The organism is Streptomyces sp. NPDC048507 (assembly GCF_043199995.1).
GTDB lineage: Bacteria > Actinomycetota > Actinomycetes > Streptomycetales > Streptomycetaceae > Streptomyces.
The window spans coordinates 1-24,734 of record NZ_JBICWZ010000004.1 but is presented as its reverse complement, the minus strand read 5'-3'; the positions used below and the strand labels follow the sequence as shown (position 1 = coordinate 24,734).

Below are 24,734 nucleotides of genomic sequence, written 5' to 3'. Positions count from 1 at the left end.
TGACGACAACCGTGGTGGCGGCTTCCGTCGCGACGACCGTCCCTCCGGTGGCTTCAACCGTGACGACCGTGGTGGCGACCGTGGCGGCTTCCGCCGTGACGACCGTCCCTCCGGTGGCTTCCGTTCCGGTGGCGCCGGCGAGCGCCCCTACGGCCGCCGCGACGACAACCGCCCCTCCGGCTCCGGTTCGACCGGTTCCTTCGGCGGCCGTCGCGACGACAAGCCCCGCTGGAAGCGCAACGGCTGACGCCTGAGCGCCAACTGACGAAGGCTCGGCCCCCACAGCACCCCGGTGCGGTGGGGGCCGCACCCTTTTCCGGCCCCTCTCGGCCCCCGCGCCCCCGATGGCGGGAAACCTACTGGCCCACACCCGGCGATACCCGATCGGCCGACGGCCCCTCTCCGGCTATGCTCTGGGGTGAGCACATGGAGGGCCATTAGCTCAATTGGCAGAGCAGCGGACTTTTAATCCGTTGGTTGTCGGTTCGAGTCCGACATGGCCTACCCGTCACAGCGTCCTCCGTGACGTTCTGACCTGCTCCTTCTGTGGCCCGTCCGGGATCTCCGGACGGGCCACAGTGCTGACCGCGGCCTCCCCGCGGGGATCCGGAGCGGTCCGCAGGGGGCCGGGCGGTGCGGTCTTCCGCTCTTCTTGCGCCTCTGACCTGCGGGTTTTCTGGTTTTGGGGGGTGTGGGGGAGGTAATTGGCGCAGGGCGTCCCCCGAATGACGTAGAGTTGGGTTTACCGACGCGGGGTGGAGCAGCTCGGTAGCTCGCTGGGCTCATAACCCAGAGGTCGCAGGTTCAAATCCTGTCCCCGCTACTCAGTACGAAGGCCCGGTTCCCTTGTGGAACCGGGCCTTCGTCGTGTGCGCGTCCCGGCCGCGGCGCCGTCACCCGGTCGGACCGGCCCGGTCGCCCGTGCCGGTCCGTGCCGACAGCCTGAGTGGGGGCGGGTCGGGACCGGGCGGCAGGAGAGCAGCGTGGTGGGGCTGGGCCGGCAGGGCAGCGGAGCGAGCGGCACCGTGGAGGCGGGCGGCGGCGCCGCCCGGCGCGTGGTCCGGGTGCTGCCGGTGCTGCTGATCCTCCTGGGCCTCGTGTTCGACCTCTCGACCCCGCCCAGCTTCACGGGTTCCCCCTTCTTCACGGCCGCCCCGCTGATCGCGGCCCCCCTCTTCACCTTCCGCGTGACCGCCCTGACCGGGATCGCCGCCTGCGCGGCCGTCGTCGCCCTGCACTGCGTCAACGGCACCACCTTGAAGGTGGAGGCGCTGACCGAGCTGGCGACGGTGGTGACCGTGTCCGGGCTGGCGCTGCTCATCAACCAGGTCGTGCGGCGCAGCGGCGAGCGGCTGGCCTCCGCGCGCGGGATCGCCGAGGCCGCCCAGCGGGCCGTGCTGCCCACCCCGGCCGAGCGGATCGCGGGGCTGCACGTCTTCGCGCGGTACGAGGCCGCGCAGGCCGACGCGTTCATCGGCGGCGACCTCTACGCGGTCCAGGAGACCCCGTACGGAGTGCGGCTCGCGGTGGGCGACGTACGGGGCAAGGGGCTGGGGGCGGTGGAGGCCGTGGCGGTGGTGCTGGGGGCCTTCAGGGAGGCGGCGGAGACGGAGCCGACCCTGGAGGCGCTCGCGCAGCGGCTGGAGCGGGCGCTGGCCCGTGAGGGCGTGCGGCGGGACAGCCTGGACGCCGTCGAGGGGTTCACCACCTGTGTGCTCGGCGAGGTCCCGGCCGGTGCCGGGGTGCTGCGCCTGCTCAACCGGGGTCATCCCGAACCGCTGCTGCTCCACGCGGACGGGGGGCTGGCGGTGCTCGCGCCCGCCGAGCCCGCGCTGCCGCTGGGGCTGGGGGAGCTGTCGGCCGGGGCCGCGGACCGGGTCGGGGAGTGGCCCTTCCCGGAGGGGAGCACCCTGCTGCTGTTCACCGACGGCCTGACCGAGGCCCGGGACGCGGGCGGCGCCTTCTACGATCCGGCGGCCCGGCTGCGGGGGCGGGTGTTCCCGGGGCCGGGGGAGGTGCTGACCGCGCTCAGCAGCGACGTGCGGCGGCACACGGGCGGCGGGGCGACCGACGACATGGCGCTGCTGGCGGTGGGGCGGCCGGGGCGGGGTGAACCGCAGCGGAGGCGGACGGTCCCGGTGGTGCCCAGGGACGGGGCGTGAGGGGGAGCAACGGCGAAGCGCCGACGGGTGCGTGACGTTGCGTAGTGCTCAGGGTGCGGTGAGCGAAATGACTGACGGTTCGTCATTTGGCCACCGTGGCCGAAGTGATGAGGGTGAGCGCAGCTTTATCTGGTGGATTGGGATGGAATGGGGGTGATGTCCAGGCCAGAGGTGTGCGGGGTGTGGCTGATTGGCGTTAACGATCAATCGCAACAGCTTGGAATCACTCCCCCTCGTCTATTACCGTTCGATAACGCAGCGCGGACGTCCCAACCGTCGCAAGAGACGGCACCCGTGCGCGTTCCCGCTCATGAGGAGTGTGCCCCGGTGGCCTCCAACTCGCCTGCCCCTGAAGGCATCGACGTCCAGGAGACGCCCACCGCCGGAGCCTGGGGCGAGTGGAACCCCACGGAGGACTCCGCCCGTCCGCTCCGCGGCAAGCACCGCGTCCTCAAGCCGCGCGGCGGACTCGCCCGCAGTTCGACCGTGCTCGGCGTCGGCGTGATCGCGGCGGTCGGGGCGGGCGGCATCGCCACCGCGCAGGACCGGCCCCAGGTCGCGATATCCATGCCCTCCCTGCCGGACCTGCCCGACCTGCTGGACGGCGGCGGGCACGCCACCGACGCGCCGGCCGCCCCCGCCGCAGCGATTCCCCGGCAGGCCGACGGGACCGACCGGGGTCAGCCCGATGCCGGGGAGGCGCTGCGCCACCGGATCCTCCAGCAGGCCGAGTCGCAGCACGAGGCCGTCGAGGCGCAGGCCCGGGCGGACGCCGAGCGGGTCGCGCGCGAAGCCGCCGCGCAGGAGGCCCGCGGCCAGAAGGAAGCCGCGGACAAGCAGGCGGAGGAGGCACGCGCCGCAGCCGAGAAGGCCGCCGCCGAACAGGCCGCGGCGCAGACGGCCGCCGCGGAGCGGGCCACCGCCGAGCAGGCCACCGTCAAGGCGGGCGCGCCGGGCGCCGGTTCGGGTGCGAAGTCCGCCGGCGGGTACTCCCTGCCGACCTCCGCCTACACCCTCACCTCGCACTACGGCGACTCCGGCTCCATGTGGTCCTCCGGCCACCACACCGGCCTCGACTTCGCGGCCCCGACGGGCACCCCGGTCAAGGCCGTGGGCGGCGGGAAGGTCGTCTCGGCCGGCTGGTCGGGCGCGTACGGCTACCGGATCGTGCTCCAGCTCGACGACGGTACGGAGGTCTGGTACTGCCACCTCTCCTCCATGTCGGTGACGTCCGGCTCCGTCGGCGCGGGCGAGACCATCGGCCGGGTCGGCGCCACCGGCAACGTCACCGGGGCCCACCTGCACCTGGAGGTGCGCAAGGGCGGCTCCACGGTCGACCCGCTGGCCTGGCTGGAAGGCAAGGGCCTCAACGTCTGAGGCTCACCGGCCGGGACGGCGGTGCGGCGGCCGGGGCCCGGTCCGCCGGGCGCCGGGGAGGCGGGACCGCCGAGAGCAGGGGCGCACCGGACGGGCCCGCCGCGGGCGGTCCGGCCAGGGGGTCGAAGCAGGGCGGCAGCAGTTCCTCCAGGACGGCCGCCCGGGCCAGGGCGGGTGCGGCCGTCGCCCGGCGCAGCCAGAGGCGGTGCAGCAGCTCCCGCTCCCGCTCGGCGAAGTCCCGGTCGGGCCAGGGGGTACGGGCCGGGCCCGTGTGCCGGGAGTGCCGGCGCAGCAGGGCGAGGGCGGCGGCGTCCGCCGCGTAGCGGGACACCGTCCGGGCGGCGCGGCGGCCTCCGGTGCGGCGGGCCAGGGCGCGGGCCAGCGAGCGGGCCGGCATCGAAGCCAGGGCCGGCACCTCCGCCGGGCCGAGCCAGCCCGCGCGGGCGTATACCGACAGCTCGGCGGCGACGGCCCGGAGCCGGTGGCGCCGTATCCGCACGGCCAGCCCCAGCAGCAGCGCGAACACCGGGACCATCACGCAGCCGTAGACCACGTAGAAACCGTACTCACCGAAGTGTGAGGAGCCGTTCCACAGCGCGTGCAGCCCCATGGCGAGGACCAGGCCCAGCAGGGGCGGCCCGGCGCCGCGCACCCGCCGGGTCCGGGCGCGGGCGCCGCGGCGGGCGCCGAGCGCGGCCGCGCCGAAGCCCAGACCGGTGAGCACGGTGAAGAGGGGGTGCGCGAAGGGGGAGAGCACCCCCCGCACGAAGAACGTCGCCGCCGTCATGGAGTCCAGGAAGCCGGTGCCCTTGGCGAGGTCCTCCTCGAAGGCGTTGCCCAGGTAGAGGACGTTCTCGGTGAAGGCGAAGCCGGTGGCGGTGAAACCGGCGATCACGAACCCGTCGGCGGGGCCGCTGAGATGCCGTCTGCGGAAGGCGAACACGATGAGCAGCGCGGCGGCCTTGGCGCTCTCCTCCACGACGGGCGCGATGGCCACCGAGCCGAGCCGGTCGGCGTCGAAGGGGTCGGTGGTGGCCGCGGCGACCCACTCGGTGGCGAAGCTGTTGGCCAGTATCGCGATGAGCGCCGCGGTGCAGGCCCCCCAGCCGAAGCAGAACGTCAACTGCCGCCAGGGGTGCGGCGCGGCCCGGCCGAGCCACCGGAACGCCGCCGTCAGCGGCGGCACCGGCAGCAGGGCCAGGCCCAGGCCCACGAAGAAGCCGGCCGTTCCGGTCTGCTCCCGCACGAGTTCGAGGATGCTGATCCCGGTCGCGGCGAGCAGGACGACGGGCACGCACACGCGGACCGGGCCCGGTGTGCGTGCGAGCACGCGGCCTAGCGCTCGGAGCACGTGATGACCCTAGCGAGTCGGCCGGACACTCGGAGTGACGTTTGTCAGTTCTTGGGTTCGGCGCGGGTGAAGAGGAGGTCGTGGACGACGTGGCCCTTGTCGAGCCCCTGCCCTTCGAAGCGGGTGAGGGGGCGGTAGCCGGGGCGCGGCGCGTAGCCGCCGTCGGCCTGCGTGTTCTCGAACTCCGGGTGCGCGGTGAGGACTTCGAGCATCTGCTCGGCGTACGGCTCCCAGTCGGTCGCGCAGTGCAGCAGGGCCCCGGGTGCCAGCCGGGTGGCCGCCAGGTCGAGGAACTCGGGCTGGATCAGCCGCCGCTTGTGGTGACGGGCCTTGGGCCAGGGGTCCGGGAAGTACACGCGCAGTCCGGCAAGGGAGTCGGGCGGCAGCATCTCGCGGAGCAGGATGATGGCGTCGCCGTTGGCCACGCGGACGTTGGTGAGCCCGGAGCGCTCGGCGAGCGCGAGCAGGTTGCCCTGGCCGGGGGTGTGCACGTCGGCGGCGAGGATGCCGGTCGAGGGGTCGGCGGCGGCCATCTGGGCGGTGGCCTCGCCCATGCCGAAGCCGATCTCCAGGACCACGGGCAGGCCGTCGAAGAGCCGGCGCAGGTCGATGACGTCGTGGCCGTCGATGTCGAGCCCCCAGGTGCCCCAGAGGCGCTTGAGCGCTTCGCCCTGGCCGGTGGTCACCCGGCTGCGGCGCGGCTGGAAGCTGCGGATCCGGCGCTCGTGGTGCGACCCGGCGGGGTCGGGCGCGGGACCGTCGGGGAAACGGGGCTCGGTGCGCCACTTGGGGGGCACGTACGCGGTCGCCTCCGGTGCGGTGTCCGGGAGGCTGGGCTGGGGGTTCGGAGACTCAGACACAATGCGCCGATTCTACGACGCGGGGGCCCTGGCCGGGCGGCGGCGAGGGCGGGGGCGGTCCGGCGGGGGCCCGGCGGGGGCCCGGCGGGGGCGGCGCGCGGGGGTCCTGCGGGCGGGTGCGGCGTACGGGGCCTGCGTGCATACGGGTGCGGCGTACGGGGCCTCGCGAGCGGGGCGGCGTACGGGCCCCGCGTGCGGGCGGGCTAGTGCGCGGCCGGGGCGCCGCGGGTCAGGCGGGGCAGGGAGGCGTCCAGGGCCGGGACCGCGCGGCGGCGCGGGGCGGAGGTCCCGGTCCAGCAGGTGCCGCGGCGAGCGAGGAGGCGGTGCAGCCACAGCTCCATCGAGACGAGTTCCGCCAGCCCGTCGAGCGGGACGGGCCGCCCGTCGGCGGCGTCGGTCAGGGCCTGGCGCACGCGCCGGGTGTCGATCAGCCCGGCGTCCGCGAGCAGCGGAGCGGTGAACAGCGCGAGCAGGCCGGGCAGGGCGGCGCGCAGCCCGAGCCGGGTCGCGGCCTCGTTCGGCGCGTGCGCGGTGGCGCCCCAGCCGGGCGGCAGTTCGCGCACCCCGGCCGAGGCCAGCACGCTGCGCAGGATCGCGGCCCGGGCCCCGGGCTGCACCCGCAGGGACTCCGGCAGGGCGCGCGCGGCCCGGACGACCTGGTTGTCGAGGAACGGCGCGTGCAGGCGCTGGCTGCGGACCTCCACGGCCTGCTCGAAGACCCGGTGGTCGGCCGCGTGGCGGGCCAGGGTCGCGCGGGCGCGGGCCTCGCCGGGGCGCAGCGACAGCGGGGGCCGGCCGGCGGCGGCCCGCAGCCGGATCGATACTTCCGCCAGGGCCTCGCCGGTGAGCCAGCCCGCGGCGGGGCCCGGACGGGACCAGGTCAGGGCGGCGAGCGAGGCGTCGACCGGCCCCGACGCGGTGGCGGCGACCCCGCCCTCGCGCAGCCGGGCCGCGGCGGCCTCGATGCCCGCGCGGTACGGCGTACGGGCCAGACGGCGGGCCGCCGAGTACACGGTGAGCGGCACCAGCAGGGACTCCCCGGAGGCGGACGCGGAGCGGGCGAGGGCGGCGACCGGGCGCAGCAGGTGGCGGCGCCTGCGGTCCATCAGGAGGTCGGCCATGCGGGCGGGGTGGGCGTCCAGGACCTGGCGGGCCCCGTGCCCGGTGAAGTGGTCGGCCGAGCCCGCCGCCAGCCGGCGCCGCTCCCGGGCGGCGAAGACGAGGGAGGGGCCGGGTTCGTCGGTGAGCGGGCCGTCGAGGTCCGCGTACGGGAGGGCCTCCGCGGCGGCGGCGACCACGACGTGGTGCAGCCGGGGGTCGGCGGCGATGGCGTGGGCGCGTTCGAGTTCGGCCTCGCGGCCCTGCGGGGTGGCCAGGTCGTTGAAGGTGACGGCGAGCAGCCGGGAGCCGGAGCCGGGCAGCGTGCCGGGCGAGCCGGGGAGGCCGGCGGCGAGCAGGGCCAGCGTCGCGGAGGCGCTGCCGCCGGAGAGGTCGGCGCCCACCCCCGGCGCGGGGGCCCCGCGGGCCGCGCGCCGGTCGGCGGGGCCCATTCCGGGCACGGGGCCGGGGTCGGGCACCAGTGCGTCGGGGGCATGGCGGGGCGCCGTGAGCCGGGCGCGCACCGCGGCCGTCAACGCTTCCCGTACGCCCTCCACCGCGCGCTCCGGGTCCGCCTCGGGCGCGGCCACGGCGAGGGAGGCCACCTGCTCGTAGCCGGTGATCTCCCGGGAGCCCTCGCGCAGGATCAGCGTGTGCCCGGGCGGGATGCGCCGGACGCCGGCGTACGGTGTGCCGTCGCCCAGTGCCTCCGGGCTGTCGGGGCAGGCCAGCAGGGCCGCGAGGTGGCCGACGTCGAGCTGCGCCTCGATGAGGTCGGCGAGCGGGAGGGCGGCGGTGGCGTACGCGGTCCCGCCCGCCCAGGGCGTGTAGAAGACGGGCCGGGCGCCCGCGAGGTCGCCGAGGACGGTGATGCGCCGGCCCGACTGGACGACGGCGGTGTAGCTGCCGGACCACTCGGTGAGGTGGCGCAGGGCCCCGCCGCGGGCGGCGTACAGGGCGCGGCGCAGCTCGGCGTCGGTGGCGCCGCAGCAGCCGAGGACGGCGAGGCGGGTGAAGGGGTCCGCCGGGTCGGCGGTGACGGCGCGGATCTCGTCGGGGCGCCAGTCGCCGACGGCCCACAGGGGGTCGGGATCGCCCCACAGGAGCTGGGCGCCGACGGGGTGGACGGTGCGTTCCGCGTCCTGGGCGGCCGGGTCGTCGGCGTACGCGGCGTCGGCGATGCCGCCGTGCGGCGGGTCCGTGCGGGGGTGGCTGCCGGAGGGCCCGTGCTGCTGCCCGTACGGCTCGTGCCGGTTCCCGTACGGGCCGTGGGCGGGGTCCGCGTAGCCCGCCGGGCCCGTCGCGGTGCGGCTCGATGTGCCCTGGTCGAAGACGCGTCCGGCCGTGCCGAAGCTCGCGGCGATACTGCTCCACCCGACCAACCAGCGCACCGCCGCCTCCCCCAGCCCGTGGGCACATGACCGGGGCAACGGACGGCACGGACGACGTGGTCGGCGCTGTGGGCGCGGCCGGCGGGGCCCCGGGTGGCTCGGGGTCCATGCTGCCACGAGACGGGCGTGCGAGAGTGGCTTCGGGGGGCGCACATGTAAACGAACACGCCCCGGCCACGCGGTATTTGGCGTTCCGTTCCCACCGCCCCATAGGTCGGTTTCGGCCATTCTTCGGCCGTACTGAGTGCTCGTCCCGGTCCGGCCGGTCCGCACACGGGGGCGCGGTCCGGGAGGCGGGAACCACCCCCCGGACCGTTCCGCCACCCGCGGGGATTGAGGCAGCGGCATCCCCCGGCCCGCCGGTTCCACGCGGCGGGCCGACCCACGCACCGCACATCGAATCGCCGGGTCCCGGGAGCGGCCAGAGCGCACGGCCGGGCGCACGGCCACACGGGCGGAGCACGGGCTGACGCGTGCGCCCCGGGGCCGGGCCGGGCCCGGACTGTGCATACGGACAACAATCCCGCCATACGGAACTCGGGGCCTTAACGCTTGGGAGGCGGGGAACTACGCTGGGTTTACGAAATGCCGGGCGCCTATGCCCCGGCGGCGTCTGCGTTCCGCGTGTGACGAGGGGTGGCGCATGTCCAGGGAGCTCCGCGAGCCCAATGAGAAGCTCGGCGCCGTCCTCGCCCTCGCGGGCATCAGCAACGCGGGACTGGCCCGGCGGGTCAACGACCTCGGCGCGCAGCGCGGGCTGACGCTCCGGTACGACAAGACGTCGGTCGCGCGGTGGGTGTCGAAGGGGATGGTGCCGCAGGGCGCCGCCCCGCATCTGATCGCGGCCGCGATCGGCGCGAAGCTGGGGCGCCCGGTGCCGCTGCACGAGATCGGCCTGGCGGACGCGGATCCCGCGCCCGAGGTGGGGCTGGCCTTCCCCCGCGACATCGGTGCCGCCGTGCGTTCGGCGACCGACCTCTACCGGCTCGACCTCGCGGGACGCCGGGGCGGCGGCGGGATCTGGCAGTCGCTCGCCGGGTCCTTCGCGGTGTCGGCGTACGCCACGCCCGCGTCGCGCTGGCTGATATCCCCGGCCGACAGTTCGGTGGCGCGCGAGCCGGGTCCGGGCGCGCGCCCGGTGTCCGACCCGCGGGCGGACGGCGAAGCGGGGCCCGAAGCGGGAGCGGGAGCAGGAGCGGGAGCAGGAGCGGGGTCCGCCGGCCCCGGTGGCCGGGCCCCCCGCAGGCCGCCGGCCGTGGCCGGCGCGCCCGCGCCGCCCCGGCAGGGGCCCTCCGTCCAGCCCGTCCGGCCAGTGCCCCCCGTCCAGCGGCCCGGCGGCCGTTCCGCCGCGCCCCGGGCGGTGTCCGACACCGCGGCGCAGGGCGCCGTGCCCGCCCGGCCCGGAGCCGAAACCGGGCCGCCGGCCCCTGCCGGGACGGCCCCCGCCGCCGCGCCCGCGGCGCCGTCGGAGGCCTCCCCGCAGCGCGTCGGCCACAGTGACGTGACGAAGCTGCGCGAGGCCGCCGAGGACGCCCGCCGCTGGGACAGCAAGTACGGCGGCGGGGACTGGCGTTCCTCGATGGTGCCCGAGTGCCTGCGGGTCGACGCCGCGCCGCTGCTGCTCGGCTCCTACACCGACGAGGTGGGCCGCGCCCTGTTCGGCGCGACCGCCGAACTGACCCGGCTCGCGGGCTGGATGGCCTTCGACACCGGCCAGCAGGAAGCCGCCCAGCGCTACTACATCCAGGCGCTGCGGCTGGCCCGCGCGGCCGCCGACGTACCGCTGGGCGGGTACGTCCTGGCCTCGATGTCCCTCCAGGCCACCTACCGGGACTTCCCGGACGAGGGCGTGGACCTCGCGCAGGCCGCCGTGGAGCGCAACCGGGGCCTCGCCACCGCCCGCACCATGAGCTTCTTCCGCCTCGTGGAGGCCCGCGCCCACGCGAAGGCGGGCGACTCGGCCGCCGCCGGGGCCGCGCTGCGCGCCGCGGAGGGCTGGCTGGAGCGGTCCCGCGAAGGGGATCCCGACCCGACCTGGCTGGGTTTCTACTCGTACGACCGTTTCGCGGCGGATGCGGCGGAATGTTACCGGGACCTGAAACTCCCGCGACAGGTACGGCGCTTCACCGAGCAGGCGCTGTCCCGCCCCACGGAGGAGTACGTGCGCTCGCACGGGCTGCGGCTGGTGGTCAGCGCGGTCGCCGAGCTGGAGTCGGGCAACCTCGACGCGGCCTGCGCGGCCGGCACCCGGGCCGTGGAGGTCGCGGGCCGGATCTCCTCGGCGCGGACGAACGAGTACGTACGGGACCTGCTGCACCGGCTCGAACCGTACGGGGACGAACCCCGCGTCGCGGAGCTGCGCGAACGGGCCCGGCCGCTGCTGGTGGCCCCCGCGTAGCCGCCCTGTCGGTGGCGGGGTGCAGTATGCAGGGGTGGGAGGTGTCAGCGTGGGCGGCGGCGTGGACTGCGATGTGCTGGTGATCGGCGGCGGGATCGTCGGCCTGTCGACGGCGCATGCCCTGGCGCGGCTGGCCCCGGGGACGCGGGTGACCGTACTGGAGAAGGAAGCCGGGCCCGCCCGGCACCAGACGGGCCGCAACAGCGGGGTGATCCACAGCGGCATCTACTACCGCCCGGGATCCCTGAAGGCCCGCTTCGCGGTGCGCGGGGCCGCCGAGATGGTGAAGTTCTGCGCCGAGCACGGCATCGCGCACGAGGTGACCGGCAAGCTGATCGTCGCCACCGAGCGCGCGGAGCTGCCCCGCCTGCACGCCCTGGTCCAGCGCGGCCGGGAGAACGGCATTCCGGTGCGCGAGCTCGGCCCGGCCCAGATCGCCGAGTACGAGCCGCACGTGCGGGGCCTGGCCGCCATCCACGTCGGCACGACCGGCATCGTCGACTACGGACAGGTCGCCGCGCAGCTCGCGGAATCCTCCGGTGCGGAGATCGTCTACGGCGCCGAGGTGGACCTGATCTCCCGCCGCCCCTCCGCCGTCGCGGTGCGCACCACGTCCGGGCTGGTGGTCCGGGCGAAGGTGCTGGTGAACTGCGCGGGCCTGCAGTGCGACCGGATCGCCCGCCTCGCCGGCGACGACCCGGGCATGCGGATCATCCCCTTCCGGGGCGAGTACCACGACCTGGCCCGCCCGGAGCTGGTGCGGGGGCTGGTCTACCCGGTGCCCGACCCGGCGTTCCCCTTCCTCGGCGTCCACCTCACCCGGGGCATCGGCGGCGGCGTCCACGTCGGGCCGAACGCCGTCCCCGCGCTGGCCCGCGAGGGCTACGGCTGGGGCACCGTCCGCCCGGGCGACCTCGCCACCGAGCTGGCGTGGCCGGGGTCCTGGCGGATGGCCGCCCGGCACTGGCGCTACGGGGCCGGGGAGATCCACCGCTCGCTGTCGAAGCAGGCCTTCACCGAGGCCGTACGCCGCCTCCTGCCCGCCGTCACCGCCGCGGACCTGACCCCGGCGGCGGCCGGCGTCCGGGCGCAGGCCGTCCTGCGGGACGGCACCCTCGTGGACGACTTCCTCATCCAGGAGGCCCCGCGCACGGTGCACGTCCTCAACGCCCCCTCCCCGGCGGCGACGGCCTCCCTCCCGATCGGCGAGGAGATCGCCACCCGCACCCTCACCACCCTCCACACCCCCTGACCCGTGGACCCCGATCCGCCGAGCCCTTCGAGCCACCGAGCCCTGCGGGCCGCCGGGCCTTTCGGGCCGCCGGACCGCCGGGCCCCGGGAGGCCCCGGGCCCCCGGCCGCGGCCCCGGCGTCCGGGTCCCCCGGGTCGCCGGGCTCTCCGGGCCGCCGGGCCTTCGGGTCGCCGGCCCCCCCCCGGGCCGCCGGGCCCCCGGATGACCCGGCCGGTACCCGCTCTCCGCCCCTGCCCGCCCCGGCCCCCGGCCGCGGCCCCGGCGTCCGGGCCCCCGGACCGGCCGGTCCGTCGATGTTCCGGACCCCGGGCACGACGTACAGCCCCGCCGGCGCCTGAGGCGGGAACGGTGGAAGGGCGGGTAGGGGACCGCTCCGCGCAGCGGCACCCCCCCCGCCGGGGCGTCCCGCCCGGGCCCCGGCCGAGCGGAGCCCGGCCTCCCGGCCCCGGCGGGGCTCCGCTCCGGCCCGGCCCCGGCGGGAAACTCCGCGTCGCTTTCCGCGGGGTCAGGGCAGAATTGCCCGGTGCGGTACCTCATCCTCGGCGTCACCGAGGCACGTGACGAGACCGGCGCCCCCCTTCCCCTCGGCGGCGCCCGCCTGCGCGCGCTCCTCGCCGCCCTCGCCCTGCGCGCCGGCGCCCCCGCCGCCGCCCCCGTCCGCGACCTCGTCGACGAGGTCTGGGGCGACGACCCGCCCCAGGACGCCCCCGCCGCCCTCCAGGCCCTCGTCTCCCGGCTGCGCCGCACCCTCGGGTCCCGCGACAGCATCCGCGCCGACCCCACCGGCGGCTACCGCCTCGCCGCCGCCCGCGAGGACGTCGACCTCCACCGCTTCACCCGGCTCGCCGCCCTCGGCGCCGAGCAGCTCGCCGCGCCCGCCGCCGACCCCGCCGCCGCGGCGGCCACCCTCCGGGAGGCCCTCGGGCTCTGGCGCGGGCCCGCCCTCGCCGACCTCCCCGAGCCCGCCCGCACCCCCCACGCGGCCGCCGCCGAAGCCCGCCGCACCCGCGCCGCGCGCGACCGCGTCGAGGCGGACCTGCGCTGCGGCGCCACCGCACCGGCCGCACTCCTGCCGGAGATCGAGGCGCTGATCCACGAGCATCCGTACGACGAAGAACTGCGCGCCCAGCAGCTGCGCGCACTGCGCGCCGCCGGACGCCCCGCCGACGCGCTCGCCGCGTACGAGCGCACCCGGCGCGACCTCGCCGAACACCTCGGCACCGACCCCGGCCCCCGGCTGCGCGCCCTGCACGCGGAGCTGCTCCGGCCCCAGCACCAACCACCGCCCCCGCCCGCACCGCTCCCACCCGCACCGCCCCGCGGCAACCTCCGTCCCCGCCTGACCTCCTTCGTCGGCCGCGAGCCCGAACTCGCCGCCCTCGCCGGTGACCTCGCCCGCTTCCGCCTCGTCACGCTCACCGGGCCCGGCGGTTCCGGCAAGACCCGTCTCGCCGAGCACGCCGCCGCCGACCGGCCCGCGTCCGGCTGGCTCGTCGAACTCGCCCGCCTGGACCACCCCGCCGCCGTCCCCGGCGCCGTCCTCAGCGCCCTCGGGCTGCGCGAGAGCAACCTCGTCGCCCGGGAGAAGGCCACCCCCGCCGACCCCACCGACCTCCTCGTCGAGCACTGCGCCCACCGCCGTCTGCTCCTCGTCCTCGACAACTGCGAGCACGTCATCGGCGCCGCCGCCGAACTCGCCGAGCGGCTCCTCACCCACTGCCCCGGCGTCCGCATCCTGGCCACCAGCCGTGAGCCCCTCGGCGTGCCGGGGGAGTTCCTGCGCCCCGTGGAGCCCCTGGCGCCCGCCCCCGCGCACCGCCTCTTCGCCGACCGCGCCGCCTCCGCCCGCCCCGGCTTCACCCCCGCCGACGATCCGGCCGCGGTCGCCGAGATCTGCGCCCGCCTGGACGGTCTGCCGCTGGCCATCGAGCTGGCCGCGGCCCGGCTGCGGCTGCTCACGCCGCGTCAGATCGCCGACCGGCTCGATGACCGGTTCCGGCTCCTGACCGGCGGGAGCCGTACCGTGCTGCCCCGGCAGCAGACGCTGCGGGCGGTCGTGGACTGGTCCTGGGAGCTGCTGGACGCACCCGAACGGGCGGTGCTGGCCCGGCTGTCCGTGTTCGCCGGCGGCTGCGACCTGGCCGCCGCCGAAGCAGTCTGCGCCGAGCCGGACGGCGTCCTGGATGTGGCCGACGTCCTCGGTTCCCTCGTCGACAAGTCCCTCGTCCTCGCCGAACCCGACGAGGCCGCCGACGGCATGCGCTACCGCATGCTCGAAACCATCCACGAGTACGCCGCCGAACGCGCGGCCGCCGATCCGTCCGGCCCGCGCGCCGCCGCCCGCCGCCACGCCGCGCACTACCTCGCCTTCGCCGAGCGCGCCGAACCCCTGATCCGCTCCGCGGGCCAGCTCCCCTGGATCCGGCGCGTCGAGACCGAGCTAGACAACCTCCGCACCGCGCTCGACACCGCGCTCGAAGCCCCCGCCCCCGAAGACGCCCAGCGCATCGCCCTCGCCCTCGGCTGGTTCTGGTGGCTGCGCGACTACCGCGTCGAGGGCGTCGAGTGGATCGGCCGCATCCTCGACCACACCCCCGCCGACGTGCCCGAGGGTTCCCGCGCGTACTGGAACTCCATGCACCTGCGGATCCTGCACATGTTCCTGCTGGCCGAAAGCAACCGGGGCGACCACTTCCGCACCCCCGAGCACCGGGCCCACGTCGCCCGCATCCGGGAGGTGTTCCGCCGGGCCGCTCCCGAGTCCACCCGCTTCCCGGGGATGCTCTGGCCCGCGCTCGGCTTCCTCACCGGGGAGACCCCCGAGTTCCTGACCGACCTCGACCAGGGCGTCGCGACCGCGCGCCGCCACGGCGGGGACTGGGAACTGGGCGTCATCCTCATGCTCCGCACCCACACCGCCATCGACATGACCGGCGGCCTGCCCACCGTCGACGCCGACCTCGCCGAGCTCCGCCGGATCGCCTCCCGGGTCGGCGACCGCTGGACCCGCGCCCAGGTCGCCAGCGCCGCCGGGGAGATGGCCCTCTCCCGCGGCCGGTACGAGGACGCCCGCGCCGAGTACGAGGAGTGCCTGCGCCTGGCCCGCGAGGTCGGAGCCGACACCGAGGCCCCCTTCGCCATCGCCCGCATCGCCGAGGCCGCCTACAGCGGCGGCGACCTCGACGGCGCCGAGCGGCTCCTGGCGGAGGCCGAGCGGGAGGCCGAACGGCAGGGCGGGGTGTACGACGTGGCCGCCTTCGCCCGGCTCCTCGCGGCGATGTTCGCCCTCCAGCGCGGGGACACCGCCCGGGCCCGCACCGCGTGGCAGGCGGCCCGCACCGTGGCGGCGGGGCTGACGGGACCCCCGCAGTTCGCGGCCGGACTGGACGGCGTCGAGGCCGTCCTCCTCGCCCGCGAGCAGGGTCCGCGCGCCGGCCTCGCCAAGGCCGCGCAGGGCCTCGCGTCGGCGGTCGCCGCCCACTGCGCGGAGCGTTTCCTGGCCGCGCTCGCCGAGACGGGAGCCCTGCTGCTGGCGGACTCCGACCGTCCGGCGGACAGCGTACGGGTCCTCGCCGCGGCCACCGCCTGGCGCGCGGGCCACCCCCGCCCGGTGCCCGAGGAGGCCGCCCTGGAGGGCCTCCCGGCCCGCAACCGCGCCCGGCTCGGGGCGGCCGGCCACGCCGCCGCGGAGGCGGAGGGCCGGACCCTGACCCCCAGCGAGGTGGCCGCCGCCCTCGCCGCCCCCACCGTGCTCAGCGGCAGCTGATCACCGCGTCGGCCCAGCTCGCCAGCGTCGGCAGGCGCCCCTGCCCGGCCTGCTCCACCACCAGCCGCAGCGTCTCGTGCCCGGCCAGCGACACCCGCACGGCGGCCGGGGCGTCCCCGTAGCCGAGCACGCCCGAACGCCACAGCCGCTGCCCGTCGGCGTAGACGGAGAACCGCAGCGTCCCGTCGGTCAGCAGCGACAGCCCGTCCACCCCGGCTCGCGCCGAGAAGCTCGTGCACTGCCGGTTGAGGGTGATCTCCACCGAGGAGCGGGAGTTGACGGTGATGCCCTGCCCGAACCGCTGCCCGCCGGCCTCCAGCCCCCACCGCTGCCACACCCAGCTGCTGCGCCAGGTCTCCAGCTCGGGACCGGTGTGCCGGCCGAAGGCGGAGTGCCCGAGCCGCGCCAGCTGGAACCCCTGGGCCGGCGCGGGCGGCGGCTCGGGCGGCTTCGGCGAGGGCTTCGCGGGCGTCGGCGTGGGCTTCGGCCGGGGCGGGGCCGGAGCGGGTGCCTTCGAAGCCGGAGCGGGTACGGAGGGCGACGGCGCGGCCGGCTTCGACGGCGCGGGGCCCGGCCGGGGCGGTACGGGCCCCCGCGCGGCCGGCGCCGCAGCCGCCGGCGGACTGCTCGCGGGCGGTTCGGGCACCGGCGGCGCCGGCACCGCCGGGGCCACGACCCCGGGCGCGGGCTTCGCGGCGGCCGGCGGTTCGGGCTCGTCCCCGGTGAGGGCGAACACCACCCCGGCGGCCGCGGCGACCGCCAGCCCGGCGGCGATGGCGGCCTTGGCCGGCAGACCCAGCCCCTCGGACACGGCGGCGCCCCCGGCCCCCGCCCCGGCACCCCCCGACCCACCGGCGGCGCCCGCCCCGGCAGCGGCCCCCGCGGCCCCGCCGCCGGCGCCCGCTCCGGCCGACGAACCGCCCACGGCGGCGGCAGCGGCCCCCGCCCCACCGGCGGCGACGGCCCCACCCGCCACCACTCCGGCCGCCTTGGCGGCGTACCCGGCGGCGAACCACCCGATGACCGCGACCGGCAGCAGCGCGGGGATCCCCGCGTTGACGTCCTTGAGCTCCCCGGCGGCGAGCCTGCAGTTGGCGCACTCCTCCAGGTGCTTGCGCAGCCCCCGTTCCGCCCGCATCCGCAGCCCGCCCCGGGCGTACGCGCCCAGCCGGTCCGCGTAGCGGGCGCAGTCGCCGCCCTCGCTGAGCGCGGAACTCACGTGTGCCTGGAGGTAGGCCTGCTTGAGCCCCTCACGGGCCCGACTGGCCAGTACCGCGGTCGCGTTGGCGCTCAGCCCGAACAGCGGGGCGATCGCACTCGGCGAGGCCTCCTCGACCGTGGTGTGCCACAGCACGGCCTGCCACCGCTCGGGCAGGCTCCGGAAGGCCTGCATGGCCAGCGACCGCTCGGCCTCGTGCATCGCCCGTACGTCCGCGCCCAGTTCCAGGGTGTCGTCGCCGGACAACCCGCCCAGTGCGCCGGCCCCGCTGTCCGCCCCCGCGGCGGCCTGCTCCGCGAACAGCGCGAAGTCCTCGACGAGATGCTCCCGCCGGGCCGTCTTCGCCCAGGCCGCGGCGACCCTCCGTACGGTGGTCAGCAGGTAGGCCCGCACCGACTGCTCCGGCCCCGAGCCGCCCCGTACCGCCTGGAGGGTCCGCGCGAACACCTCGGCGGTCAGGTCGTCCGCGGTGTGCGCGTCCCGGCAGCAGGTGCGGGCGTAGCGCCGCACGGCATCGGAGTGCCGGCGGAACAGCTCCTCGTACGCGCCGTCATCGCCGCCGCGCATCCGGGCGATCAACTCCGGGTCGGAAAGCGGCGGTTCGGCGCTGCCCGGACCAGGGGCGGCATGGCGCCCGCCCGGTTCGCGCTGGGCGGGTACCTGCCGGGCGGGCAGACTCCCCGCCGCGGCCTCACCGGCGGCTCCACCGGGGGACTCGTCCCGCCCGTCAACGCTCACCGCGGAAGCCCCCGCACGACACACTCAGACCGGTCCACCGATCCAGCGTGGCACACGGGTGACGCGCGCCGGCGCCCTCTGCGCGGCATCACCCGTCCGGGCGGGTTCCGGCAACCGATGACACCCCCGAGGCCATCCCCGCAGACGTCCCGGATCCGCTCCTCACCCGTTCGAGCGACCGACGCGCAGCGCCACCCCGTTGACGCCGGCCCCCGGTCCCCAGCCCCACCCCGGCACGAGCCGGGGCAGGGACGACACGGGGACGGGCACCGGCACCTCACGGCTTCGACACCTCACGGCTTCGACACCTCACGGCACCGGCCCCGCGACGGCTCACACCGTCCGGGAACGCAGGCCTTCGAGCAGGATGTCCAGCAGACGGGCCGAAGCCGCGGCCTGCTGCGCCGGGTCGGGCAGCGCGGGCGCGGCGGTCGCTATCACCAGCAGCACATCGGCCACCGTGACGTCGGCCCGCAGCTCACCGGCTTCCCGGGCCCGGTCCACCAGCCGGCCGACGACCTCCAGCAGCGCACCCGCCCCGGAGTCCTCCGCCGGCTCGTCCTCGACGGCGCTGCGCGAGCCGACGACCCGGAGGTCGGGAACCCCCGCCACGACGGCCTGCCGCTGCTGCGGCACCCGCGCCGCCGCCTCGGCCTCGGCCGCGTCCTCGTCGGCCGCGCCGACCCGCAGGACCTGCGGCGGCAGCAGCCGGCCCGCGCCCGAGGCGACGGAGGTGCGCAGGAAGCGCGACAGCGCCTGCCACGGCTCCTCCTCCTGGCCGAGGGCGGACTTGGCCTGCTCGGTCAGCCGGGCGGTCTCCTCCTCGGCTATCCGCCGGACCAGGACGTCCTTGCTCGGGAACCGCCGGTAGACGGTTCCGACACCGACCCGCGCGCGCCGTGCGACGTCTTCCATCGGCGCCCCGTAGCCGAGCTCGCCGAAGACCTCGCGGGCCGCCCGCAGGACGTGTTCGAGATTGCGCTGGGCGTCGACGCGCAACGGGGTGGAACGGCCCACCCCGTGGGTCGTGGCGCCCGTGATCACGCGGCTGCCACCCTCTGCGGACAGAGCGGTGACAGAGCCATGGAAATCGGAAATGTGCATATGTATCCCCCGGTAATCATTTGTCTCCCCCCGGAGACACTCCCCGCCTTCGTGTCGAGGGGGGCCACAGTCATGCGGCCCTGGTCCTACTCCTCGACGAGATACGAACATAGTTGAGCCAGAGTCAATTCAGAAGAGGCAGCCCCCGACGGAGCACCGCCCGATCGGAGCATTCACCCCCACTTTTCCGCCGCAAGCCCCCGGAATCACCCCTTCCGCAGCCTCTGACCTGCGGACCTTCACCCCCATCCGGACTCATTGGCAGCCCTGTCGCAGGATGAACACCGGTCACACAATGTGCCGGGCCTGTGGACAAACTCCCGGCCACGTTGCGTCATGGGATGGTGAAGGCTGCTAACTCCCGGGGCGACGCACCCGGCACCCCGCCCCCCGCGCGCATCCTCGTGGTCGGAGGCGGCTACGTCGGCATGTACACGGCCCTCGGTCTCCAACGGAAACTGAGATCTGGCGAGGCCGAGATCACGGTGGTCACGCCCGAGCCCTACATGACGTACCAGCCCTTCCTCCCGGAAGCCGCCGCGGGCTCCATCTCGCCCCGTCACGTCGTGGTCCCGCTGCGCCGCGTCCTCGACCGCTGCCGCATCGTCATCGGTGAGGCCCGGCGCATCGACCACGCCAAACGGACGGCCACCGTCACCACCCTCGCCACCGCCGAGGAGGGCACCGGCGACATCGAGATCGCCTACGACGAAATCGTCCTCGCCCCCGGATCGGTCTCCCGCACCCTCCCCATCCCGGGACTCGCCGACTACGCCATCGGATTCAAGACGGTGGAAGAGGCCATCGGCCTGCGCAACCACGTCATCGAACAGATGGACATCGCCTCCTCCACCCGCGACCCCGCGATCCGCGACGCCGCCCTGACCTTCGTCTTCGTCGGCGGCGGATACGCCGGCGTCGAAGCGCTCGGCGAGCTGGAGGACATGGCCAGGTTCGCGGCCCGGTACTACCACAACGTCAAACCCGAGGACATGAAATGGGTGCTGGTCGAGGCCAGCGACCGTATCCTCCCCGAAGTCGGTCCCGAAATGGGCACCTACACCGTCCGCGAACTGCGCCGCCGCAACATCGACGTACGCCTGGAAACCCGCCTCGACTCCTGCGAGAACCGGGTGGCCGTCCTCAGCGACGGCTCCCGCTTCCCCACCCGCACCGTCGTCTGGACCGCCGGCGTCAAACCCCACCCCGTCCTCGCCGCCAGCGACCTGCCGAAGAACGAGCGCGGCCGGCTCGTCTGCACCTCCTTCCTCACCGTCGAAGGCGTCGAACACGCCTGGGCCGCCGGTGACGCCGCCGCCGTCCCCGACATCACCGCCCCCGTACCCGGCGTCGAATGCGCCCCCAACGCCCAGCACGCCGTCCGCCAGGCCAAACGCCTCGCCGACAACCTGATCGCCGCCCTCCGCGACGAGGTCCTCACCGAGTACGCCCACAAGTACGTGGGCTCCGTCGCCTCCCTCGGCCTCCACAAGGGCGTCGCCCACGTCTACGGCCGCAAGCTCAAGGGCTACCCGGCCTGGTTCATGCACCGCGCCTACCACCTCAGCCGCGTCCCCACCTTCAACCGCAAGATGCGCGTCCTCGCGGAATGGACCCTCTCGGGCCTCTTCAAGCGGGAGATCGTCTCCCTCGGCTCCCTCGAACACCCCAGGGCAGAATTCGAACTCGCCGCGGGCGGAGGCCACCGCCACCACCCACCCCACCCGCCCCACCCCACCCCCGAACCCCCGCAGGACAGCCAGGGCTGACGTTGTCAGTGCGGTCGGCCACACTGGACGTGTGACCATAGGTGGGCTCACACCTGCACAGAGTGACCTCCCGTCGAGCGACCGAGCACGAGCGACACAGCGACCACTTGCGACACCACGAGGCTTGAACGCAGTGAACTTCACGCGCTGGAGCGCCCGGTTTCCCGGAACGCAGCGCCGCGCCGCCGCGCGGAACGAGCACGCCGCAGCCCAGGCCAAACGGGGTGAAGGCGCCGTTCCGGCAGCCCGCGGCGCGGCCGGCTACCCCCTCACGCCGCCCCCCGACGACGGCAGCCCCGCCGACGCCACCGTCTCCGGTACCGGCACGGCGCCGCTCCCCGCCGTACCCGCCCTCGACGAACTCTCCGTACGGGAGGTCCTCGGGCTGCTCCCGGCCCTCGTCGCCCTCGTCCACGGCCCCGAGCACCGCGTCGCCTACGTCAACGACGCGTACACCGCCGGCTTCGGCGCCCGCACCACCGGCGCCCCCGCCCGCGAAGCCCTCCCCGAACTCGGCGAGCTGGGCCTCCTCGAACTCCTCGACCAGGTCCAGCGCAGCGGCAAGCCCCGTACGGCCAAGAACCGCACCGCCCCCGGCGGCGGCAGCTCGTACACCGTCACCTGCACCCCCGTCGAGTTCCCCAAGACCGCCCCCGACGGCCCGCCGGACCCCCACCACAGCGGGATCCTCGTCCACCTCGCCGACGTCACCGACCACGCCGAGGCCGTCGACCGGCTGCGCGCCAGCGAACGCCGCCAGCGCGAGGCCGCCGTCACCCTCCAGCGCTCCCTCCTGCCCCAGGAACTCGAACAGCCCGACGACCTCCGCATCGCCGCGACCTACCAGCCCGGCGGCACCGAAGCGGCCGTCGGCGGCGACTGGTACGACGTCATCACCCTCGGCGCCGGCCGCACCGCCCTCGTCATCGGCGACGTCATGGGCCGCGGCGTCCGCGCCGCCGCCGTCATGGGCCAGCTCCGCACCGCCGTCCGCGCCTACGCCCGCCTCGACCTCCCGCCCCACGAGGTCCTCCAGCTCCTCGACGGCCTCGCCGCCGAGATCGACGCCAGCCAGATCGCCACCTGCGTCTACGCGGTCCACGACCCCAACGAGGGCCTCCTCGCGTACGCCTCTGCCGGACACCTCCCCATCCTCGTCCGCGACGAGGACGGCACCGTCCGCCGCGCCGCCGACCCCACCGGCCCGCCGCTGGGCACCGGCGGCTGGCTCCACACCTCCGGCACCATCGCCCTCGGCCCCGGCTCCACCGCCGTCCTCTACACCGACGGCCTCGTGGAACGCCGCGGCGAGGACATCGACGAAGGCGTCGCCACCCTCGAACGCGCCCTCGCCGGCGCCCAGGGCACCCCCGCCGTCGTCTGCGACCGCCTGATGCGCGCCCTCGGCGTGGACGCCGACCACGACGACGACGTCGCCGTCATGGTCCTCCAGCAGCCCGCCCGCACCGGCGCCGACGCCGAGCTCTTCCACAACGCCGCCCTCGAACTCCTCGGCGGCGTCGAAGCGGCCCCCCGCGCCCGCGCCTTCGCCCAGGGCGTCCTCGCCTCCTGGCGCTTCCCCGCCGAACTGTGCGACCTCGGCGTCCTCGCCGCCAGCGAGCTCGTCGCGAACTCCCTCCAGCACGGCACCCCGCCCATGCGCCTGCGGCTGCGCCGCACCGACCGCCGCCTGATCATCGAGGTCACCGACGGGGACGACCACCTCCCGCGCCGCCGCCGCGCCGAACCGGCCGACGAGACCGGCCGCGGCATCTCGATCATCGCCACCATCGCCTCGTCCTGGGGCACCCGCCGCACCCCCGGCGGCGGCAAGGCCGTCTGGTGCGAGTTCGCCCTCCCCGACAAGTAGCCGCCCACGCGGAAGGCCCCGGTCCACAGGACCGGGGCCTTCCGCGCACTTCCACAGCCTTCACCGCGTACGTCTACACGTGCGCGGGCTCCGCGGCCCCGGCCGCCGCACCGACGGCCGGGCCGCCCTGCGCCACGACGCGCGACAGCGACGGGTTGTCCTGCACCGGCGTCAGCTGCGCACCCAGACGCAGCGCCAGCCACGCGATGCCCAGCGAGACCACCACGAAGATGCCGATGTAGAGCATCGGAATCCCGGCCGCCAGCGGCACGCCCAGCGGCCCCAGCGCCAGCGCCATCTGCTTCACCAGGGCGAAGGCCGAGTTGTACTGCCCGACCGAGCCCTCCGGAGCCAGATCGGCCACCAGCGGCGCCAGCGTCGGCGACAGCATCGCCTCGCCGATCCCGAAGAGGGCGTACGTCGTCACGAACGCGCCCGCGGCCATCACCGCGCTGCCGTGCCCGAGCCCGGAGAACCCGGCGATCACCCAGGCGACCGTCCAGATCAGCCCGACCAGCGCGATCACACGGGACCGACGGCGCTTCTCCACCAGCCGCAGCACCACGAACTGCGCCACGACGATCGCACCGGTGTTGGCGGCCAGCGCGAAGCCGAGGACCGAAGGGGAGATCCCGGCGGCCTCGGTACCGAAGGCGGCCAGACCCGACTCGAACTGTCCGTAGCAGGCGAAGAAGAGGACGAAGCCCAGCACGCACAGCTGCACCATGGCCTTGTGCCGCAGCAGCCGCTTCCAGCCGCCGCCGGCCTCGGCGCCGTCCTGCTGGGGCATGGCCTCCTTGAGCCCCGCCACCTGCGGCATGCGCACGGTGGCGATGACCCCGGCCAGCACCAGGAACATCACGGCCTCGATGCCGAACAGCAGGGTGAAACTGGTGGGCCGGTCCACGTCGACGATCTGCCCGCCGACGAGGCCGCCGATGCCCAGACCCAGGTTCTGCATGAAGAACTGCAGCGCGAACGCACGCGTCCGGGTGGCCGGCGTCGAACACCACACGATCATGGTGGCCAGCGCCGGCTGCATCACGGCCTGACCGGCACCGAGCGCCAGCGCGGACAGCAGGATCGGCACGACGCCCGTGGAGAGGCCGAGCGCGAGCGCCCCGGCCGAGGCGGCCACGGCCGCGCCGATGACCACGGGCACCGGCCCGCGCCGGTCGATGACCCGCCCGGTGAAGGGCAGCGCGACGAGAGCACCCAGGGCGAACGCCACGAACGCACTCGTGGCCGCCATGGAGCCCAGATCCCGCACCTGCGCCACGTAGATGTAGAGGAACGGAACCGTGAAACCGATGCCGAACGCGGTCAGCGCGTTGCCGGCCTGGATCCGCCGCATCGCAGCGCCCATCACCTTGGTCACTTCTCACCTGCCTTTGAGACCTGAAGCCTGAAGACTTCATACCTAAACTTCAAGCCTTAACAGTACACACCGAAGGAGTTAGACGCCAACGGGCTCGTGCCATACTTCGGACCATGGGTGACACCCCCGACGGCACCGCGCCCGTCCACGAGCCGAGCCTCGACGAGCAGATCGCCGTCTACCAGCGCGAATTCCAGGACCTCGACCCCCAGGTCGAGAAGGTGGTCTCGGCCCTGAGCCGCCTGAACCGACGGATGAACGTCGCGTACGGACGCCAGACCGCAGCCCTGGGCATCAGCAACGCGGAGTGGGAGGTCCTCAAGGCCCTGGTCATCTCCGGGGCGCCGTACCGGATGGGCCCGAGCGAACTCGCGAAGCAGCTGGGCCTCACGCCGGCGGCGATGACGCACCGGATCGACCGCATGACGTCGGAGGGCCTGGTCACCCGGGAACGGGACGAGTCCAACCGGGTCCGCGTGATCGTGGAGCTGACGGACGAGGGCCGCAGCAAGTGGCTCGACGCCATGCGCGCGGCCACGGTCTTCGAGGAGGACCTCCTCCAGGACCTCTCCACGGCGGAGCGTGGAGTACTGGGGGACATGCTCACCCGCCTCCTGGACCGCGTCGAGGACCTGCAGTCCCCGAGCTGACCTCCGGGGTTGACACGGCCCCCGTGGATCCGTAAGGTTCTTCGAGTTGCCCCAGAGCCGGAAGGTTCTGACGTCAACGAATCCCGTCGCCTCGTTGCGGCAACCTACTCAGCACGATCTCCCACTGGGAACGAATTCGGCGCGCCCGAATTCTTTTCCGAAGGCCCGATTATCGGTTGCCGGGGAAATCCGCTAGAGTTCAGGAGTCGGAAGGGCCCAACAGCCCGGAAGACAAACCCCGCTGACTGGGAGTCAGGCCCGAAAGAGTCTGATAGAGTCGGAAACGCAAGAACAGAACAGAACGAAAGCCCGGAGGAAAGCCCGAGAGGGTGAGTACAAAGGAAGCGTCC

General features: G+C 75.3%; 14 protein-coding genes, 2 tRNA genes and 1 pseudogene. 11 read left to right on the top strand and 6 right to left on the bottom strand.

Annotation, left to right across the window (positions count from 1 at the left end; genetic code table 11):
• The 5 genes and pseudogenes from ACGFXC_RS13025 to ACGFXC_RS13005 all read left to right on the top strand — a co-directional run.
• Positions 1 to 247 (top strand): annotated as a pseudogene (locus ACGFXC_RS13025) (RNA helicase); the annotation flags it as partial.
• 184 nt (positions 248 to 431) lie between these two features.
• Positions 432 to 504: transfer RNA gene (locus tag ACGFXC_RS13020), tRNA-Lys, on the top strand.
• A gap of 245 nt (positions 505 to 749) precedes the next feature.
• Positions 750 to 823 (top strand) — tRNA-Met (locus ACGFXC_RS13015).
• A 169-nt stretch (positions 824 to 992) separates the two neighbouring features.
• A complete protein-coding gene (locus ACGFXC_RS13010; protein ID WP_393713168.1) occupies positions 993 to 2,162 on the top strand; it encodes a PP2C family protein-serine/threonine phosphatase in 1,170 nt (389 codons plus the stop codon).
• A 327-nt stretch (positions 2,163 to 2,489) separates the two neighbouring features.
• A complete protein-coding gene (locus tag ACGFXC_RS13005) occupies positions 2,490 to 3,539 on the top strand; it encodes a M23 family metallopeptidase (RefSeq protein ID WP_393712257.1) in 1,050 nt (349 codons plus the stop codon).
• Here ACGFXC_RS13005 and ACGFXC_RS13000 read toward each other — a convergent pair.
• The 3 genes from ACGFXC_RS13000 to ACGFXC_RS12990 all read right to left on the bottom strand — a co-directional run bounded on the left by ACGFXC_RS13000 (position 3,529) and on the right by ACGFXC_RS12990 (position 8,239).
• Complete coding sequence (locus ACGFXC_RS13000) at positions 3,529 to 4,890, bottom strand: PrsW family intramembrane metalloprotease (protein WP_393712255.1); 1,362 nt, start codon at positions 4,888 to 4,890, stop codon at positions 3,529 to 3,531. The genes ACGFXC_RS13005 and ACGFXC_RS13000 overlap by 11 nt on opposite strands.
• 44 nt (positions 4,891 to 4,934) lie before the next feature.
• Positions 4,935 to 5,750 carry a tRNA (guanosine(46)-N7)-methyltransferase TrmB gene (gene trmB / locus ACGFXC_RS12995; RefSeq protein WP_393712253.1) on the bottom strand — a complete coding sequence of 272 codons (816 nt, stop codon included), beginning with the start codon at positions 5,748 to 5,750 and terminating at the stop codon, positions 4,935 to 4,937.
• Positions 5,751 to 5,953: 203 nt separating this feature from the next.
• On the bottom strand, positions 5,954 to 8,239 hold the full coding sequence (locus ACGFXC_RS12990; protein WP_393712251.1) for an asparagine synthase-related protein: 2,286 nt from the start codon (positions 8,237 to 8,239) through the stop codon (positions 5,954 to 5,956).
• A gap of 643 nt (positions 8,240 to 8,882) precedes the next feature.
• Between ACGFXC_RS12990 and ACGFXC_RS12985 the strand changes: the two genes are divergently transcribed.
• From ACGFXC_RS12985 to ACGFXC_RS12975, 3 genes are all read left to right on the top strand, one after another.
• Positions 8,883 to 10,637: a sporulation protein gene (locus ACGFXC_RS12985; protein ID WP_393712250.1), complete on the top strand. Its 1,755-nt coding sequence runs from the start codon at positions 8,883 to 8,885 to the stop codon at positions 10,635 to 10,637.
• A 19-nt stretch (positions 10,638 to 10,656) separates the two neighbouring features.
• Positions 10,657 to 11,889 (top strand): L-2-hydroxyglutarate oxidase, encoded by a 1,233-nt coding sequence (lhgO, locus tag ACGFXC_RS12980; RefSeq protein ID WP_393712248.1) that lies wholly within the window; start codon positions 10,657 to 10,659, stop codon positions 11,887 to 11,889.
• Between the two features lie 524 nt (positions 11,890 to 12,413).
• Positions 12,414 to 15,656, top strand: coding sequence for a BTAD domain-containing putative transcriptional regulator (locus tag ACGFXC_RS12975; RefSeq protein ID WP_393712246.1), 3,243 nt, complete (start codon positions 12,414 to 12,416; stop codon positions 15,654 to 15,656).
• Here the strand turns inward: ACGFXC_RS12975 and ACGFXC_RS12970 are convergent.
• Complete coding sequence (locus ACGFXC_RS12970) at positions 15,643 to 17,442, bottom strand: sigma-70 family RNA polymerase sigma factor (RefSeq protein WP_393712244.1); 1,800 nt, start codon at positions 17,440 to 17,442, stop codon at positions 15,643 to 15,645. The genes ACGFXC_RS12975 and ACGFXC_RS12970 overlap by 14 nt on opposite strands.
• 504 nt (positions 17,443 to 17,946) lie before the next feature.
• The gene (locus ACGFXC_RS12965) at positions 17,947 to 18,717 is read right to left on the bottom strand and encodes a TetR/AcrR family transcriptional regulator (RefSeq protein WP_393712242.1); all 771 of its coding nucleotides are present in this window, start codon (positions 18,715 to 18,717) and stop codon (positions 17,947 to 17,949) included.
• Positions 18,718 to 19,058: 341 nt separating this feature from the next.
• Here ACGFXC_RS12965 and ACGFXC_RS12960 point away from each other — a divergent pair, with 341 nt between their 5' ends.
• Positions 19,059 to 20,486, top strand: coding sequence for an NAD(P)/FAD-dependent oxidoreductase (locus ACGFXC_RS12960; protein WP_393712240.1), 1,428 nt, complete (start codon positions 19,059 to 19,061; stop codon positions 20,484 to 20,486).
• Between the two features lie 133 nt (positions 20,487 to 20,619).
• Positions 20,620 to 22,356, top strand: a complete 1,737-nt coding sequence (locus ACGFXC_RS12955) for a SpoIIE family protein phosphatase (RefSeq protein ID WP_393713166.1) — start codon at positions 20,620 to 20,622, stop codon at positions 22,354 to 22,356.
• A 73-nt stretch (positions 22,357 to 22,429) separates the two neighbouring features.
• On the opposite strand, the gene ACGFXC_RS12950 is transcribed toward ACGFXC_RS12955, so the two are convergent.
• Entirely contained in the window at positions 22,430 to 23,722 is a 1,293-nt protein-coding gene (locus ACGFXC_RS12950) for an MFS transporter (protein WP_393713165.1), read from the bottom strand.
• Positions 23,723 to 23,847: 125 nt separating this feature from the next.
• Here ACGFXC_RS12950 and ACGFXC_RS12945 point away from each other — a divergent pair, with 125 nt between their 5' ends.
• Positions 23,848 to 24,384: a MarR family winged helix-turn-helix transcriptional regulator gene (locus tag ACGFXC_RS12945; protein WP_393712238.1), complete on the top strand. Its 537-nt coding sequence runs from the start codon at positions 23,848 to 23,850 to the stop codon at positions 24,382 to 24,384.
• Positions 24,385 to 24,734: the final 350 nt, after the last annotated feature.

Excerpts from the sequence above, each read along its gene's own strand:
- ACGFXC_RS12985 (WP_393712250.1), top strand. The coding sequence starts at position 8,883 with ATGTCCAGGGAGCTCCGCGAGCCCAATGAGAAGCTCGGCGCCGTCCTC.
- ACGFXC_RS12970 (WP_393712244.1), bottom strand. The coding sequence starts at position 17,442 with ATGCGCGGCGGCGATGACGGCGCGTACGAGGAGCTGTTCCGCCGGCAC.
- ACGFXC_RS12965 (WP_393712242.1), bottom strand. The coding sequence starts at position 18,717 with ATGCACATTTCCGATTTCCATGGCTCTGTCACCGCTCTGTCCGCAGAG.
- ACGFXC_RS12960 (WP_393712240.1), top strand. The coding sequence starts at position 19,059 with ATGGTGAAGGCTGCTAACTCCCGGGGCGACGCACCCGGCACCCCGCCC.
- ACGFXC_RS12950 (WP_393713165.1), bottom strand. The coding sequence starts at position 23,722 with ATGGGCGCTGCGATGCGGCGGATCCAGGCCGGCAACGCGCTGACCGCG.
- ACGFXC_RS12945 (WP_393712238.1), top strand. The coding sequence starts at position 23,848 with ATGGGTGACACCCCCGACGGCACCGCGCCCGTCCACGAGCCGAGCCTC.